This window comes from Pectobacterium nicotianae (assembly GCF_023272715.1).
Classification (GTDB): Bacteria; Pseudomonadota; Gammaproteobacteria; order Enterobacterales; family Enterobacteriaceae; genus Pectobacterium; species Pectobacterium brasiliense.
Genome location: NZ_CP096821.1, coordinates 2,248,112 through 2,263,217, shown reverse-complemented (window position 1 = coordinate 2,263,217; position 15,106 = coordinate 2,248,112). Strand labels below are relative to the sequence as shown.

Genomic DNA, 15,106 nt, shown 5'->3' with positions numbered 1-15,106 from the left:
CGGGTCAAGGCTCAGTTTTTCTTTCTGGCATAGAACAACCAGGTCACCAATACGCACACGACGTAGCACACCACAAACACCTTCATCGCTCCGGTAGGTGAACCGGTTAACTCAAGCGACATCCCGAAGGCTTGAGGAATGAAGAAGCCGCCGATAGCGCCAATGGCTGAGATAAAGCCCAGCGCTGCTGCGGTATCCGTGGCTGCTGTACGCTGCGCATCCGCATCGCTTCCACCTTGAGTTTTCACGCGATCTGCCGTTAATTTACGGAAAACCACGGCGATCATCTGGAAAGTTGATCCACTACCCAGACCGGCCGTCAGGAACAGCATCATGAAGATGCCAAAGAACATCCCGAATGAACCCGCAGAGTTCGCACTCGGCAGGGACAGGAACAGTAATACCGAGAGAATCACCATCAAGATGAAGTTAATCAACGTAACTTTCACACCGCCAAAACGGTCAGACAGCATTCCGCCCACCGGACGCGCCAACGCCCCCAGCAGTGGTCCAAAGAACGCGTAGTACAGAATCACGATATCTGGGAACTGTGTTCTGGACAGCATGCCGAAGCCCGCCGAAAAGCCGATAAATGAGCCAAACGTGGACAAGTACAGAAAGCTGAGCACCCATAGATGCATTTGCTTCAGAACCGGCAACTGCTTGCGTATAGACGCATTAGGCGCAGGAAGATCGTTCATGCCAAACCAGGCAGCAGTTGCGGCAATCACCAGCAACGGCACCCACATCCAGGCAGCATGATGCAGCCAGATCTGTGTGCCGTCAGGTTGCACCACGCCGTTGTCAGAAAATCCCAGCATCGGCAGGAAAATCACCACCGGCACCAGCAGTTGCATCACACTCACGCCGAGGTTGCCCAATCCACCGTTAATGCCGAGCGCACTGCCCTGACGTGATTTTGGGAAGAAGAAACTGATGTTCGCCATGCTGGACGCAAAGTTAGCACCGGCGAAGCCGCACAGCAGAGAAATCGTAACGAAGACACGGTACGGCGTCTGCGGATTCTGTACGGCAAACCCAAGCCAGATACACGGGATAACCAGAATAATGGTACTCAGCGTCGTCCAGCGGCGACCGCCAACCAGCGGGATGACGAAGGAGTAAGGGACGCGCAACAGCGCGCCGGAGACGGAAGGCAGCGCGGCAAGTAAAAATAACTGGTCTGTGCTAAAACTGAATCCAACCTTGTTTAGGTTAACGGCCACGGTGCTGAAAATCATCCAGACACAAAACGACAACAGCAGGCACGGTACAGAGATCCAAAGATTACGCTGTGCTATCCGTTGGCCGCCAGATTGCCAGAATTTTATATCTTCAGGATTCCATTCCCTTATCAGCGTGCTTTGCGATACTTTTTCGGGTGATGAAGGCTGCGTCATAAAAACCTCAATAAATAAAAACGCGGTAGAATTAAGGCGCAACATTAGGGATTACACCGCAGGTAAAGTTGATGCAAATCAACGCGCTGTCAGGTAAAAAAACCGTGTAAAAATAACCACACTCCTTAATGAGTAATAAAAATAGAAAAATAAGCAACGATAATTCAAGCTGTTATATCTCTATTTTTTCGCACTGCCATATCCCCTTTCAAGGTGCGGATATTCGGTGGTACTCACTAGTAGGTATAGGGTTATCATGTAGGATCGGGAAAAATGCCTAAAGGGTTATCCTTCTCGGTACTGGTTTTCTACTCCTCCAGCAGAGGTCGCTTTATTATGTTGAAACGTTTCCTGCTGCCGCTGTCGCTCGTCAATCAGGTTGCCTTATTGATGCTGCTACTCGGTTTGCTGGGTATTGCAGGTATGTCGGTTTCCAGTTGGATGTCTCAAAGCATCCAAGGGAACGCGCACGCCATCAATAAAGCCGGCTCGCTGCGTATGCAGAGTTACCGTCTGCTTTCGATGGTGCCGCTCTCTGCCGAAAATGAAATCTACCTGCAAGAACTGGAAGAAGACGAAATCAGCAGTGACCTACAGCAGGCAGTTCGTCGGGAAGGGCTTAGTGAACAATTCACTGCGCTGCGCGTTTTCTGGCTGGAAAACCTGCAACCGCATCTGCGGCAGGCAACGAATTCTGCTGATGCCTCGGCGGATGTTGCCCGCTTCGTGAAACAGCTCGACGATTTGGTTTCCGCCATCGATCATAAAACCGAACAACGGTTGAGGATGGTCACGCTGGTGCAGCGCATCTTCATCGGCATCATGTTTATTCTGCTGATCACCACCTTCTTTTACCTACGCCGTCGGCTGTTGACACCATGGCGACGTCTGGTTGCGATGGGACAAGCTATCGGGCAAGGTGACTTCACCCAGCGCGTCGCCATCAACGGTCATGACGAAATGAGCACGTTGGGACAGGTGCTGAACAGCATGTCGGATGAACTTTCCGCCATGTACCACAGTCTGGAACTGCGCGTCGCCGAGAAAACGGCCGACCTGCAACAAAAAAACGATCTGCTTTCTTTCCTCTATCGCGCCAGTCGACGCCTACATACCGGGGCCCCGCTGTGTAGCCGGCTGATGCCGATCCTGAACGAACTGCCGTCGCTGACTCCACTGCGCAATATCCAACTGCGATTGTATGAAGATAACAATCAGGAACAGTTTCACCAGTTTAGCGATTGCAGTCAGTCACAGCCGGATCACTGCCCGGATAACAGCTGTCAGAGCTGTGGGATGCAGGCAAAACGGGAAGAACTGCCGGGTGAGCCTCACTGCTGGGATCTGCACGACAAGCACGGACAATATGGCGTCGTGTTAGCCACGCTGCCGGGCAACACGGTACTGAGCCGCGATCAGAATCAGTTACTGAATACCTTACTGGAACAGTTGACCAGCACGCTGGCGCTGGAGCGCCAATCTAACCATCAACAGCAGTTGATGCTGATGGAAGAACGCGCCACGATTGCCCGCGAACTACACGACTCTATCGCCCAGTCCCTCTCCTGCCTGAAAATTCAGGTGAGCTGTCTGCAAATGCAGGGTGGCGATTTGCCGCCCGCGTCGCAGCAACTGCTGACGGAAATGCGGGAAGAACTGAACACAGCCTATCGCCAACTGCGTGAGCTGCTGACGACGTTCCGGCTGAAGCTGTCGGAATCTGGCTTACTGGCCGCACTGCGGGCGTCGGTCGATGAATTCGGCAAGCGACTAGGCTATCCCATCGAACTGCATTACCGCCTGCCGCCGCAGTCGGTTTCCGCTCACCAAGGTATTCACGTCCTGCAAATTGTGCGTGAAGCGCTGAGCAATATTTATAAACACGCGCAGGCCACACAGGTCGACATCACCCTGCAACTACGTCAGGGCTACATCGAACTCAGCGTAGCCGACAATGGCATCGGTATTCCGGATGATGCCAGCCGCGCCAACCACTACGGACTTATTATCATGCGCGACCGTGCACGGGGTTTGCACGGCGAATGCATTGTTCGACGCCGGCCGTCGGGGGGCACGGAAGTCAATGTCAACTTCCTCTCCGAATACCGTCACCGGCTGCCATTAACAGGAGAAACTCATGATTAACGAAGATGCCGCCACCCTACTGCTGATTGATGACCATCCCATGTTGCGGAATGGTGTTAAGCAACTCATCAGCATGGACCCAGAATTGCAGGTGGCAGGTGAAGCCAGTCACGGCGAACAGGGTGTCGAGCTAGCGGAACAGCTGGACCCGGATTTGATTCTGCTCGATTTGAATATGCCCGGCATGAATGGCCTGGAAACGTTGAATCGTCTGCGGGAAAAATCGCTGTCTGGTCGCATTGTCGTCTTTAGCGTATCCAACCATGAAGACGATGTTGTCAATGCCCTGAAAAATGGTGCTGACGGTTACCTGCTGAAAGATATGGAGCCGGAAGATTTACTGGCTGCACTGCATCAGGCGGCGTCAGGAAAAATGGTACTGAGTGAAACCTTGACCCCGATTCTGGCCGCCAGCCTGCGCGAAAGCCGCCACAGCAGCGACCGGGACATTCAGCAGCTCACGCCGCGCGAACGCGATATTCTGAAGCTGCTGGCTCAGGGATTATCCAATAAAGTGATTGCCCGCAAGCTCACGATTACCGAAAGTACCGTTAAGGTTCACGTCAAACACCTGTTGAAAAAAATGAAGCTAAAATCGCGGGTTGAAGCGGCTGTCTGGGTATTACAAGAAAAAGTGATTTAATCCAATCGTCACAAGATACCGCTATTATCAGCGGTACGGATAAGGCGCTCTGGCGCCCTTCCGTCTGAGATTATCCTCGCGTGAGCGAGGATGCCGCCGTAGCTAATGAAAACAAAGTTGATGAAAATAATTGTTGGAAATACCATCAACACCCCGCCCAATCTAAACGCTTGCTAAACGGCACCGGCATTTATAGCCATTATCCTAATTAATGTGACGTTGCTCTCGTCTAAACTAGTTAGTAATCGCATTTTTCGGCTTTTACACCGAGTTTAACGTTGAGGAACAACATGAAAAAGGTCAGTAAGGAGCGGTTTATCGGCCTGGAATGGTTACGGTTTTTGCTCGGCTGCTACGTGATGATTTATCACACGGTACACGTTTATCCCCAGCGAGAGCGCATTCCCTTCCTGAGCGAGCTCACCAGCATGGGATTCTTCGCGACCAGCACGTTCTTTGTCCTGTCTGGCTTCTTGCTAGCCCATGTCTACATTAAGGACGGACGTCTGCGTGAACCCGTTCGCCAGTTCTGGGCCAAACGCTTCTTTAATCTTTATCCCATCCATATCATTGCCCTGCTGTCTTCGATTGCCGTTGTCACGCTGATGCAGTGGCTGGCCGTGCCGCCGGAAGGACAAGTCGCCAGTGCGCGTTTCGTTATTTATGACACCAACGATCCCGCAGCCGACCCCGAAACGCTGCGCCATTACATGACGAATGCACAGCTGGCGTTCAACGGGTTATTGCAGGTACTGATGTTGCAGGCATGGAATCCTTACTTCCTGACCTTCAATGCCCCGTTATGGTCGCTTTCCACGCTGTTCTTTTTCTATCTGGCGTTTCCGCTGTTGGCTCCGCGTCTGTTGAACAGCCGCCATCCGTGGCTGTGGATGGGGATCGTCTGCCTGCTGTATCTGCTGCCGCCGATTTGGGTGATCTGGCAACAGCAGTTCGGTATGCCGTACACCGGGCTGTTGCAGCGTGGGCCGATCTTCCGTCTGCCAGAATTCTTGGCCGGGATATTGGGCTATGCGCTTTTCCGCCATTATCGCCAGAAAGATCGCTTACCGTTGACCAAAGGCCAGCGCTACGCACTCGCCCTCTTTATCGGTGTGAATTTCCTTGTCGCTACCTGGCTGTTCACAAAAGGCGAAGCCTATTGGTACTTCTTGCTGCACAACGGCTTGCTTCTGCCAGCTCAGGTCGGTCTGGTTTGTCTCAGCGCGCTGGCGCGTGAACCTAACAGTGAATGGCTGCGGCACTGGTCGCCACGCCTGGGTGCAGCTTCGCTGTCTATCTTTGCGCTACACGTTCCGCTCTTTAATCTGTTCCGTACGCTGGAACAGCTGGTGCGCGGCAACCCGATGGCCTGCTTCAGCGATTGGGAGCAGTGCATTTCCGCGGCGGGTCAGGTACAGCTGTCCATGACAGGCTATATCATTTTCCTGCTCAGCACCGTGACACTCTGTGTTCTCTTCCAGGAGCGGATCGTGTTCCGCGTAAGGACGTTCCTGACCGCACGTTTTCTGAGCAATAACAACACCTCCCGCACGCAGCGCACCGCATAGCGCCCTCGATCGCACACGCTCTCTGGCCTGAAACAAGCAGGGTCAGAGAGCATCATCCCCGCACGATTCCTCCCCTTTCCGTCTGCCCAAAATGTGACAGCTGTCGCGTTATAGCTGTTAATCATCAATAGCCACTTTTATAACTATTTACATTCTAATCAATTTTCGTTTTCGGGTAGAGCATCACTACGATTCCTGTTAATGTTTGCCGTTCCGGACTAAACCGGTTCGTTATCATCGGCTGTACGTCTTTGTCTTTGACGGACATCTCAATACCTGTCACCACTGTTTACTTGGCAATAATGACACTATCCAAACACGCACTCTCTTCCCTCAGCCTGGTTATCGCCCTCTCTGCTGGCATTACACAGAGCCGTGCTGACACCATTTGGCTGACCAATGGCGACCAGCTTACAGGGAAAATCACGCTGCTTGACGGCGGAAAACTCTTTATCAACACCGATTATGCCGGCTCTATTTCTGTTGCCTGGGATAAGGTGAAAACCTTTGAATCCGACCATGGTCTGGTGATTCAAGGTGAACGCTATGAGAAAGGCGTTCTGTATCCGGCTGTTAAAGCGGGCGAAAACCGCGCCGTCGTTGCAAGCCCATCGCTGGCTAACGAAGCGGCTGGCCCACAAACGTTGCCACTTTCTGAAATCACGTCCATCGTCGCGCAGAAGCCGCTGGTGACCGATTTCGCCTGGAAAGGCAACATTGACGCTGGCATGTCGCACAAGAAGAGTTCGACAGAAACCGACAACTACGATGTGACGCTGAACACCAAAGCGCGTCACGATACGTGGCGACACAACCTTGATGCCAGCTACCATTTGGCAAAAGAGGATAAAGTCGAGAGCACCAAGAATGCGGCTGGCGAATATGCACTGGATAAGTTCGTGGATGAGAACTGGTTCTGGCAGGGTCGTTATCAGTACAAACGCGACTGGATTGAAAGCATTAAAATCAACCGCTCTTTCGGTCTCGGTCCCGGTTATCAGTTCTGGGATAACGATTTAGGCGCGTTCTCACTGACGTCGCTGGTCAACTCCCAAACCTTCGTCTACCGCGATCAGGGCGATGATGACTTCTACTCCGGTGCGATTAAGTGGGCGTACAACCGTTACCTGTTCAGCAAATCGGTTGAAGCCTTCACCAACGGTGAATTGGGTCGTTCGTTTGATGGCACTGCGCCAATCTATCTGAAAGCGGATGCAGGTCTGCGCTTCAAGCTGACCGACTGGTCTTCTATGAGCATGAAAGTGTCACGTACCCGTATCGAAAGTAATCAGGGGAATGTTGACGACACGCTGTACACCATGGGTGTTGGCGTCGGCTGGTAAATCAGTGGCTTCACAGTGTCTCAAGGTGAACGGCGATCTCGTCGTTCACCTCAATGCTTCCACTCATCGCTGTTTCGTTATTAGCTGTTCCCTGCTGCCGCAGAACACGACTGTTGCAGGATTCTCACCCGCTGTGCCAGTTCGCTCACGCTTTCGTCTTCCGTTCCGTGATTCTTCAGCTCTTGCTCAAGTGCAAACAGATATTGCGCATTGGTGCCGAGCGGACCGCTCGCGCGCGCAATCAGCGGGGCAACGCTCTGAATGCAGGTATCATTTTCGTTGAGGGGATGCTCCGGCTCGGAGACAAACACCAGCGCCGTCAGCGGTGCACCGTTCTTGCGGTGCAGTTCGCACCAGAGCGGACGATAACAGCCCGTCAGCATTTCACGCTTCCATAGTAGCTCCAGATCTTCACGCAATGAGGTTTCCGGCAGTCGGAAAGCCAATCCCGTCGTTTGTCCACCGGGTTTCAGCGCCAGCATCCGCCCCGGCTGCGTTACCGTGCCGCGACCAATGGTGAGGCGCAGGCAAAAGGCACGCTGCCACCCTGCCAACGTGGCCAGACAGGTTTCTTCGGCGTCAAAAACCGGATTCCACATGAGCGAACCATAGCCAAATACCCAGACAGGACAGCTATTTGGCCGGAGCGCCAGCGTCCTGTCCAACGAGTCAGCCCGCTGCTGCGGGGTGAGCAGTAAGGTTTCTTCAATACAACCAAAAGACGTTCTACAATCTGCTTTCTGCAAAAAATCGCGTGTTAACACTACTTACTACCCCCAACCTTACTCTTTTGCTGCTCGTCAGATCGGCTCTCGCCCTGCGTGTAAAAATCTAACTGCTTCATCTGCTTAATTTTACAACACTATGGATCTTGAGGTTATTCATTTATGGCTTTGCAATCAAGTTTGATACTAGTCACAAAAACAGAAAAAGTTCGTGATAATGTTTCACTCACGCAAAATTCCGCTTTTGTATCAACTTAATCGGCAACACGCCGCTAGACTTGATGTTTTCCTGATACAAACCTCATTTTTGTGACGTCAGGAGCCTGTCGTACGCTTGACGTGAAAGCTCTCGGCTCCAATGAAACGTATCGGCGGCGACAAGAATAATAACGGGCAGACATCAAATGATAATAATTATCATCTCGTGTTATTATCATCCTTAATTTGGAATCGACTATCCACGGAGACACTAAATGGCAACGCCGCGTCAGCCTGTTTTAGTTCAGGTTAAACACATCCACGATATTTCCCCTCATTTACGCTGCATTACTTTCCATCATGACGCGCTACGCGATTATCCGACCGAGCGATACGGTGCACACATCAAGCTCTTTTTGCCTCAGGCTGGACAGCAAAAACCGGCTCTGCCCGTGATTGGCGAACGCGGCCCGATCTGGCCAGAGGGCGAAGCCCGCCCCATCGTTCGCACCTATAGCGTCCGCGCGGTGCGCCCGGAGGATGCGGAGCTGGATATGGTTTTCGCGCTGCATGAGCACGCCGGGCCTGCCGTCACCTTTGCCCGTCAGGCCAAGCCCGGCGACTGGGTCGGTATTTCACAACCCGGAGGCCCGCTACCGATGCTGCCACCAGCAGCCGCTTATTATCTGGCCGCTGACCCGTCATCGTTCCCCGCGCTCATGGCGCTGCTGGAGAATCTGCCTGATGACGCAATCGGGCATGCGGTCATCCGTGTCGACAGCGAGGCTGATAAACTTGATATCGCGAAACCAGCACAGCTTCAGCTGCACTGGATTATCGGCGGAACGGACGTGACCGATGCATTATTGCAGCAGTTTCAGGCACTTCCGTCGGCTGAAAATGCGTTTTACTGGTTAGCGGGTGAGGATCGCATCGTGGTTCAGCTTCGTCGCCACGTGCGTCGCGAACTCGGGTGTGAGCGAAATCAGATGTATGCCGTGCCTTATTGGCGAGAAGGACTAAATGAAGAGGATTATCATCATAAACGTCACGATATTATGGATAATCCTGACGAATAACCACAAAAAATACATTTGATATTATCATGATAGGGAGAAGACACGCAGATTCTCCCTTTTCACTTAAATTTAAGCGCAAAGCGTAAAAATCCGTAAAACTTCCCGCACTGACACGACAATCTGTTATCATATTGTTCGTTTTATTACGTTATAACTACTTTTTAGTAACCTTTTGCTGTTTATCGTTGTTCTACGTCCTTAATAAAGGGCTTACGAGCACAATAAATCGCTTTATGCCCTAAATAGTTCGAGCGGCCAGTATGCTGGTTTGAAATATGACGGGGATATTTTGCCGTATCATTCCTCTGGATAAGGAGAACTCCCGCAATGAAGTCTCATGCTGAGGTGGTCAAAACTCGCCATCATGAATACTCGCTCATTTTCCCTGTTATTGCGCTGGCCGTGCTCTACATGTGGGGCACTTCGCAAAATTTTGTCGCCATTCTCGGCATCAACGCCATCGCGCTAGCCGGGATACTGTTCAGCGCCTTTAGCGTAGTACGTCACGCTGACGTGCTCGCACACCGTCTGGGTGAACCCTACGGTTCATTGATCCTCAGCCTGTCCGTCGTCATTCTGGAAGTCAGCCTGATTTCGGCGCTAATGGCAACCGGTGACGCTGGCCCGGACCTGATGCGTGACACCCTCTATTCCATTATCGTGATTGTCACCGGTGGTCTGGTCGGTTTTGCCCTCTTACTCGGTGGCCGTAAATTCGCCACACAGTACGTCAACCTCAGCGGCATCAAGCAGTACCTGATGGCGATCTTCCCATTGGCTGTGATTGTGCTGGTTTTCCCCAGCGCCTTACCCGGTGGTAATTTTAGCGTAGCGCAATCGCTGATTATTGCCGCTATTTCTGCGGCGATGTACGGCGTTTTCCTGTTGATTCAAACACGTACGCACCAGAGTCTGTTTGTATATGAGCATGAAGACGAAGGCGACGGTGACGATCCGCACCATGGTAAACCGTCCGCGCACAGTTCCCTGTGGCACACTGCCTGGCTGCTGGTTCACCTGATTGCCGTTATCGCGGTAACGAAAACAAACTCCATGCCGCTGGAAACGCTGCTGACCGAAATGAACGCACCGACGCAGTTTACGGGCTTCCTGGTCGCGCTGTTAATCCTCTCTCCTGAAGGGCTGGGAGCGATCCGCGCGGTCTTGAAAAATCAGGTACAACGCGCCATGAACCTGTTTTTCGGTTCCGTGCTGGCAACCATTTCACTGACGGTTCCTACCGTCACGATTATCGCCATGCTGACCGGCCGCACGCTGAACTTCGGTCTGGATATGCCGCACATTGTCGTGATGCTGTCGGTACTGGTGCTGTGCCACATTACGTTCTCCACCGGTAGAACCAACGTATTGAGCGGCAGCGCACATCTGGCGCTCTTTGCCGCCTATCTGATCACCATCACGCTGTAACCCCTCTGCCGACGCGGTTTTCGCCGCGTCGGCCCCGCAAGACTGCACTTCTCTTGATGTATATCTGGATCTTCTGAGCGCGTCCGGCGTATCGTAAGGCTGTCGTCGACGGACCGGCAGGCCCGCCATATTGATTTACTTCCTTACTTTGGTTTCTGCTTAGATGAAAACGCACGGAATTAACGGTGTCAGGCCGTTCAGCGCGCTAATTGACTCGTGCTGGCGCGAAAAATATACGCTGCAACGTTTTACCCACGACATTATCGCTGGCGTGACCGTCGGCATCATCGCCATACCGCTGGCGATGGCACTGGCTATTGCCAGCGGCGTTCCTCCGCAATACGGACTGTATACGTCAGCCATTGCCGGGATTGTCATCGCCGTCAGCGGCGGCTCACGCTACAGTGTCTCAGGCCCGACGGCCGCCTTCGTCGTCATTTTGTATCCGGTGTCGCAACAGTTCGGGTTATCCGGTCTGCTGGTTGCCACCTTACTGTCCGGCGTATTTCTGCTGCTGATGGGGCTCTGCCGCTTCGGCCGTCTGATTGAATATATTCCGCTTTCCGTGACGCTGGGGTTCACCTCCGGGATCGCTATCACCATCGGTACCATGCAAATCAAGGATTTCTTCGGCTTGCAGATGGCGGTAGTCCCCGAGCATTACGTCGAAAAAGTGGCGGCGCTGGCGCAATCGCTGCCGACCCTGCATCTTGCTGATACGCTGATTGGCGCAACGACGCTTTTGGTTCTCATCGTCTGGCCCAGACTCGGTATTCGCCTGCCCGGTCACTTACCTGCGCTGCTGGCGGGTGTCGCGGTGATGGGGATCATGTCACTGCTCGGTGAAAACGTGGCCACCATCGGTTCCCGATTCAGCTATATGCTGGCAGACGGTTCGCAGGGGCAAGGGATTCCGCCTATCCTGCCACAGCTCGTTTTGCCGTGGGATATTCCGTCGCCCGATGGAAAGACAATGACGCTGGATTGGCAAAGTATTTCCGCCCTGCTGCCTGCGGCGTTCTCTATGGCGATGCTGGGGGCGATTGAGTCGCTGCTGTGCGCCGTCGTGCTGGACGGCATGACGGGCAAAAAACACAATTCTAATGCGGAGCTGATGGGTCAGGGCTTCGGTAACATCATCGCGCCCTTCTTTGGCGGCATTACCGCGACCGCCGCGATTGCCCGCTCCGCCGCTAACGTGCGCGCGGGGGCAAACTCGCCGATCTCCGCCGTGATCCATGCGCTTCTGGTGTTACTGGCGCTGCTGATCCTTGCGCCGTGGCTGTCTTATCTGCCGCTGGCAGCAATGGCATCGCTGCTGCTGATCGTCGCCTGGAACATGAGTGAAGCGCACAAGGTGGTGGATTTGCTGCGCCACGGACCGAAAGACGACATTATCGTGATGCTGCTCTGTATGTCGCTGACCGTGCTGTTCGATATGGTGATCGCGATTACTGTCGGTATCGTACTGGCATCCCTACTCTTCATGCGTCGCATCGCGCAGATGACCCGTCTGAGCGAACTGCCGGACACCAAAATCCCGGATCATCTGGTACTGCGCGTTAACGGGCCGCTGTTCTTCGCTGCGGCGGAACGCATCTTCAACGATCTGACCGTACGCAGCGAAGGCTATCAAAATATCATCTTACAGTGGGATGCGGTGCCAGTGCTGGATGCTGGCGGACTCAATGCGTTCCTGCGCTTTAGTGAAACGCTGCCTGAAGGTAAACAGCTCATCATCACCGATATTCCCTTCCAGCCGTTAAAAACGCTGGCGCGGGCGAAGGTTCATCCGATCGAAGGACGGCTCAGCTTCTACGGTTCACTCGCACAGGCGATTGAGGCGACGACGGTGCGCTCAGCGTAGCGGAAACAGAATAGAAATAGGATGTGGGCCACGCCGTGCTAATGCTGCACGGCTGGCATCTTAAATCGGACGGACAGGCGTTCGTCCCGCAGCGTTAAATCCAGCGAGTCGTCACATTCGCGGCTAATGGCGCTCAGTTGCTCGTTCGTCAGCGAATAAGGCAGTTGGATATCAAACGCGGTCAGACCTTGCTGGCGTGCCAGCGTAATCAGCCTGATGATGTTGGTTTCGTCACTCACCTGCGTAGAAAGCACCTGTAGCGCCAGTCCCTTCAGCCGCTCTTTCGGCGCACTCTGCCGAGCCGATGCCATCTTGGTTACCATGCCAAAAATCGGCATCACGCCATACATCGCATCCACGAAACGCCAACGCTTCTTGCACAATGCCGCTAAATAATCCGTGTAGTCCAGACAGAGTGGTTCACTGGAACTTGTAGACTCAGGGGACTTTTCCATATTCCCTTTTCTCCTCTTCGCCAGTGGTTTGCCGCACACTACCCTGACGGGTATAAAACCGTAAACAATATGATGGTTAATTCAGGTATATTGTCACGCTTCGCCCCCTTTTGACTAGCGTGTTGAGGAGACCTAATTGTGACAACTTTTTCTTCTGCTCCCGTGTTAATTACCGGCGGCGCACGGCGTATTGGGCTGGCGCTGGCGCGTTCGTTTCTGGCCCAGTCGACTCCGGTCATCATCAGCTATCGCACACCTTATCCTGAGCTAGAGACGCTACAGAAAGATGGCGCCGTTTGTCTGACCGCCGATTTTTCCACCACGGAAAACATCTATGCGTTTGCGGAGCAAATCCAGTCGCTCACACCGCGGCTGCGCGCCATTATTCACAATGCCAGCCGCTGGGAACCTGAAAGCCCCACCACACCACCAGAAAAAACGCTGGCCGATATGCTGCAAATCCATGTCTATACGCCCTATTTACTCAACCAACTGCTGGAACCCTGCCTGCGTGGGCAAGGCATCGCGGGGGCAGATATCATTCATATGACGGATTACGTGGTAGAAAAAGGCAGCGATAAACATATTGCCTATGCCGCCAGCAAAGCGGCACTGGATAATATGACGCGGTCGTTTGCCCGCAAGCTGGCACCAGAGGTGAAAGTCAACGCGATCGCCCCCGGCCTAATCCTGTTTAATGAAAAGGATGACGATTCCTATCGTCAGCAGGCGCTGGAAAAGTCATTGATGAAAATTGCCCCCGGTGAAGAAGAAATTGTCCGACTGGTGGATTACCTGCTCAGCAGCCGTTACGTCACCGGGAAAACGCTAGGCGTTGATGGTGGACGGGCTTTGCGTTAATTCCCTGAGTATCAATGTGAGGATAAACCCATCACTACCAGCGACGTTCGCCAGCAGCTTACTGCTCATTTGACGCGCCTGTGGCGCTATGGACTGGTGCTGTCGCGCAGCCACGAAGTTGCCGAGGAGTTAGTCCAGTCCACCTGTGTTCGCGCCCTTGAAAAAAGCGGGCAATTTACACCGGGCACTCGCTTCGACAAATGGCTGTTCTCCATTCTCCACTCGATATGGATTTCCGAACTGCGTGCACGCCGCGTGCGTCTGGGACAAGGTTTTGTCGAAAGCGAAGCCCTATTGGCCCCAGATACCCGAGAGAGGAATGATGATTCTCGGCATTACCAGAAAATAATGCAGCGCGTTAGCGCCTTGCCAGAAGCGCAGCGCAACACCGTATTTTTAGTTTATATCGAAGGATTTACCTATCAGGAGGCAGCAGACACGCTATCGGTCCCCATCGGCACCATTATGAGCCGACTGGCCACCGCACGAAATACGCTGGCAAAATCAGTTGATGCTCTGCCCGCGGCAAAGGAGAAACGGTCTTGAAACCTATGCGTTTTACGCCCCCCTACAGTGATGAAGCCATCGTTGCCTGGTTGGATGGTGAGATGGATGACGACGATGCGCAACAATTCACGACACAGCTGGAGAGCGATGTGCCACTTGCCGAGCGCACCGCCGAGCTGATGAAAAGCCATCTCGATTTTGAAGAGGCCTTCGCGCCGTTACTCAACAAAGCGCCTCAGGCAAAAATGCAGGCCCGGCTTGAGGAACTGCTAGCAACACATCCGGCGTCTGTAGAACCGCCATCGCATGCCGGTGTCAGTCGCCGCTCGCTCATTGCTGCCTCACTCAGTTTTTTGGTGATTGGCTCTGGACTAGGCTACCTTGCCCGTTCTGTTTCGATTATTCGCAACGACAGTGAGAAAATTCGCGATCTTGAAGCGCAGTACATGTCACTGTACAGCACCGAAACCCTGCTTGATGCAGACAGTTCCTTACCCACCTTACAGCGCGGGCTGTCTCGGGCCACTCAAGAAATTGGGCTGCAGCTCAATGAACGGCAACTGACGCTTCAAGGCGCGGATCTGAAAATAGTGCGTATGCTGCGCTACGATAGCACCGCCATTGCACAGATTGCCTGGATGCACACCGAGTATGGCCCCATGGCGTTGTGCATTTCTCCCGATCGGGGAGAAAGCGCTTCTGCGCTTAACAATGAACAACGCCATGATATGCATGTCGTCTGGTGGCACGATCGTGGCTATCAGTTCGTATTAATTGGCCGTAATCCTGTACCGCAACTGACTGAAAGCGCGCTCAGACTGCAAACCTCTCTGACCTAGCCATTGACGCTCCCGCCACTCGCTGATTCCCAGAGTGGCGGGAAACGT

The 15,106-nt window shown here is 53.3% G+C and carries 13 protein-coding genes; 10 read left to right on the top strand and 3 right to left on the bottom strand.

All coding sequences use genetic code 11. The annotated features are described in order from the left end of the window. Positions 1 to 11 precede the first annotated feature (11 nt). On the bottom strand, positions 12 to 1,400 hold the full coding sequence (locus MYB54_RS10225) for a NarK family nitrate/nitrite MFS transporter (protein WP_248721884.1): 1,389 nt from the start codon (positions 1,398 to 1,400) through the stop codon (positions 12 to 14). Positions 1,401 to 1,736: 336 nt separating this feature from the next. Between MYB54_RS10225 and narX the strand changes: the two genes are divergently transcribed. The 4 genes from narX to MYB54_RS10205 all read left to right on the top strand — a co-directional run bounded on the left by narX (position 1,737) and on the right by MYB54_RS10205 (position 7,099). Beyond that, positions 1,737 to 3,545, top strand: a complete 1,809-nt coding sequence (gene narX, locus MYB54_RS10220) for a nitrate/nitrite two-component system sensor histidine kinase NarX (RefSeq protein WP_248721963.1) — start codon at positions 1,737 to 1,739, stop codon at positions 3,543 to 3,545. Further along, positions 3,538 to 4,188 (top strand): two-component system response regulator NarL, encoded by a 651-nt coding sequence (gene narL / locus MYB54_RS10215; protein WP_010276892.1) that lies wholly within the window; start codon positions 3,538 to 3,540, stop codon positions 4,186 to 4,188. The genes narX and narL overlap by 8 nt, the downstream gene beginning before the upstream one ends. 290 nt (positions 4,189 to 4,478) lie before the next feature. Then, positions 4,479 to 5,756 (top strand): acyltransferase family protein, encoded by a 1,278-nt coding sequence (locus tag MYB54_RS10210; protein ID WP_248721883.1) that lies wholly within the window; start codon positions 4,479 to 4,481, stop codon positions 5,754 to 5,756. A gap of 302 nt (positions 5,757 to 6,058) precedes the next feature. Continuing rightward, a complete protein-coding gene (locus MYB54_RS10205; RefSeq protein WP_039288867.1) occupies positions 6,059 to 7,099 on the top strand; it encodes a DUF481 domain-containing protein in 1,041 nt (346 codons plus the stop codon). A gap of 80 nt (positions 7,100 to 7,179) precedes the next feature. Here MYB54_RS10205 and MYB54_RS10200 read toward each other — a convergent pair whose 3' ends face one another. After that, entirely contained in the window at positions 7,180 to 7,863 is a 684-nt protein-coding gene (locus tag MYB54_RS10200; protein ID WP_014915602.1) for a gamma-glutamylcyclotransferase, read from the bottom strand. A gap of 434 nt (positions 7,864 to 8,297) precedes the next feature. On the opposite strand from MYB54_RS10200, the gene MYB54_RS10195 reads away from it, so the two are divergent. The 3 genes from MYB54_RS10195 (at position 8,298) to dauA (ending at position 12,396) form a co-directional block, all read left to right on the top strand. Further along, the gene (locus MYB54_RS10195) at positions 8,298 to 9,101 is read left to right on the top strand and encodes a siderophore-interacting protein (RefSeq protein WP_248721882.1); all 804 of its coding nucleotides are present in this window, start codon (positions 8,298 to 8,300) and stop codon (positions 9,099 to 9,101) included. A gap of 327 nt (positions 9,102 to 9,428) precedes the next feature. Then, a complete protein-coding gene (chaA, locus tag MYB54_RS10190; protein ID WP_014915604.1) occupies positions 9,429 to 10,529 on the top strand; it encodes a sodium-potassium/proton antiporter ChaA in 1,101 nt (366 codons plus the stop codon). 163 nt (positions 10,530 to 10,692) lie between these two features. Further along, complete coding sequence (dauA, locus tag MYB54_RS10185) at positions 10,693 to 12,396, top strand: C4-dicarboxylic acid transporter DauA (protein ID WP_248721881.1); 1,704 nt, start codon at positions 10,693 to 10,695, stop codon at positions 12,394 to 12,396. Positions 12,397 to 12,434: 38 nt separating this feature from the next. Here the strand turns inward: dauA and MYB54_RS10180 are convergent, their stop codons facing one another. Further along, positions 12,435 to 12,851, bottom strand: a complete 417-nt coding sequence (locus MYB54_RS10180; RefSeq protein WP_248721880.1) for a hypothetical protein — start codon at positions 12,849 to 12,851, stop codon at positions 12,435 to 12,437. Positions 12,852 to 12,989: 138 nt separating this feature from the next. Between MYB54_RS10180 and folM the strand changes: the two genes are divergently transcribed. The 3 genes from folM (at position 12,990) to MYB54_RS10165 (ending at position 15,058) form a co-directional block, all read left to right on the top strand. Further along, complete coding sequence (folM, locus tag MYB54_RS10175) at positions 12,990 to 13,712, top strand: dihydromonapterin reductase (protein ID WP_248721879.1); 723 nt, start codon at positions 12,990 to 12,992, stop codon at positions 13,710 to 13,712. A 69-nt stretch (positions 13,713 to 13,781) separates the two neighbouring features. Then, positions 13,782 to 14,258 (top strand): sigma-70 family RNA polymerase sigma factor, encoded by a 477-nt coding sequence (locus MYB54_RS10170; protein WP_248721878.1) that lies wholly within the window; start codon positions 13,782 to 13,784, stop codon positions 14,256 to 14,258. Next, the gene (locus MYB54_RS10165) at positions 14,255 to 15,058 is read left to right on the top strand and encodes an anti-sigma factor family protein (RefSeq protein WP_248721877.1); all 804 of its coding nucleotides are present in this window, start codon (positions 14,255 to 14,257) and stop codon (positions 15,056 to 15,058) included. The genes MYB54_RS10170 and MYB54_RS10165 overlap by 4 nt, the downstream gene beginning before the upstream one ends. The last annotated feature ends 48 nt before the right edge of the window (positions 15,059 to 15,106 follow it).

Excerpts from the sequence above, each read along its gene's own strand:
- MYB54_RS10225 (WP_248721884.1), bottom strand. The coding sequence starts at position 1,400 with ATGACGCAGCCTTCATCACCCGAAAAAGTATCGCAAAGCACGCTGATA.
- narX (WP_248721963.1), top strand. The coding sequence starts at position 1,737 with ATGTTGAAACGTTTCCTGCTGCCGCTGTCGCTCGTCAATCAGGTTGCC.
- narL (WP_010276892.1), top strand. The coding sequence starts at position 3,538 with ATGATTAACGAAGATGCCGCCACCCTACTGCTGATTGATGACCATCCC.
- MYB54_RS10210 (WP_248721883.1), top strand. The coding sequence starts at position 4,479 with ATGAAAAAGGTCAGTAAGGAGCGGTTTATCGGCCTGGAATGGTTACGG.
- MYB54_RS10205 (WP_039288867.1), top strand. The coding sequence starts at position 6,059 with ATGACACTATCCAAACACGCACTCTCTTCCCTCAGCCTGGTTATCGCC.
- MYB54_RS10195 (WP_248721882.1), top strand. The coding sequence starts at position 8,298 with ATGGCAACGCCGCGTCAGCCTGTTTTAGTTCAGGTTAAACACATCCAC.
- chaA (WP_014915604.1), top strand. The coding sequence starts at position 9,429 with ATGAAGTCTCATGCTGAGGTGGTCAAAACTCGCCATCATGAATACTCG.
- dauA (WP_248721881.1), top strand. The coding sequence starts at position 10,693 with ATGAAAACGCACGGAATTAACGGTGTCAGGCCGTTCAGCGCGCTAATT.
- MYB54_RS10180 (WP_248721880.1), bottom strand. The coding sequence starts at position 12,851 with ATGGAAAAGTCCCCTGAGTCTACAAGTTCCAGTGAACCACTCTGTCTG.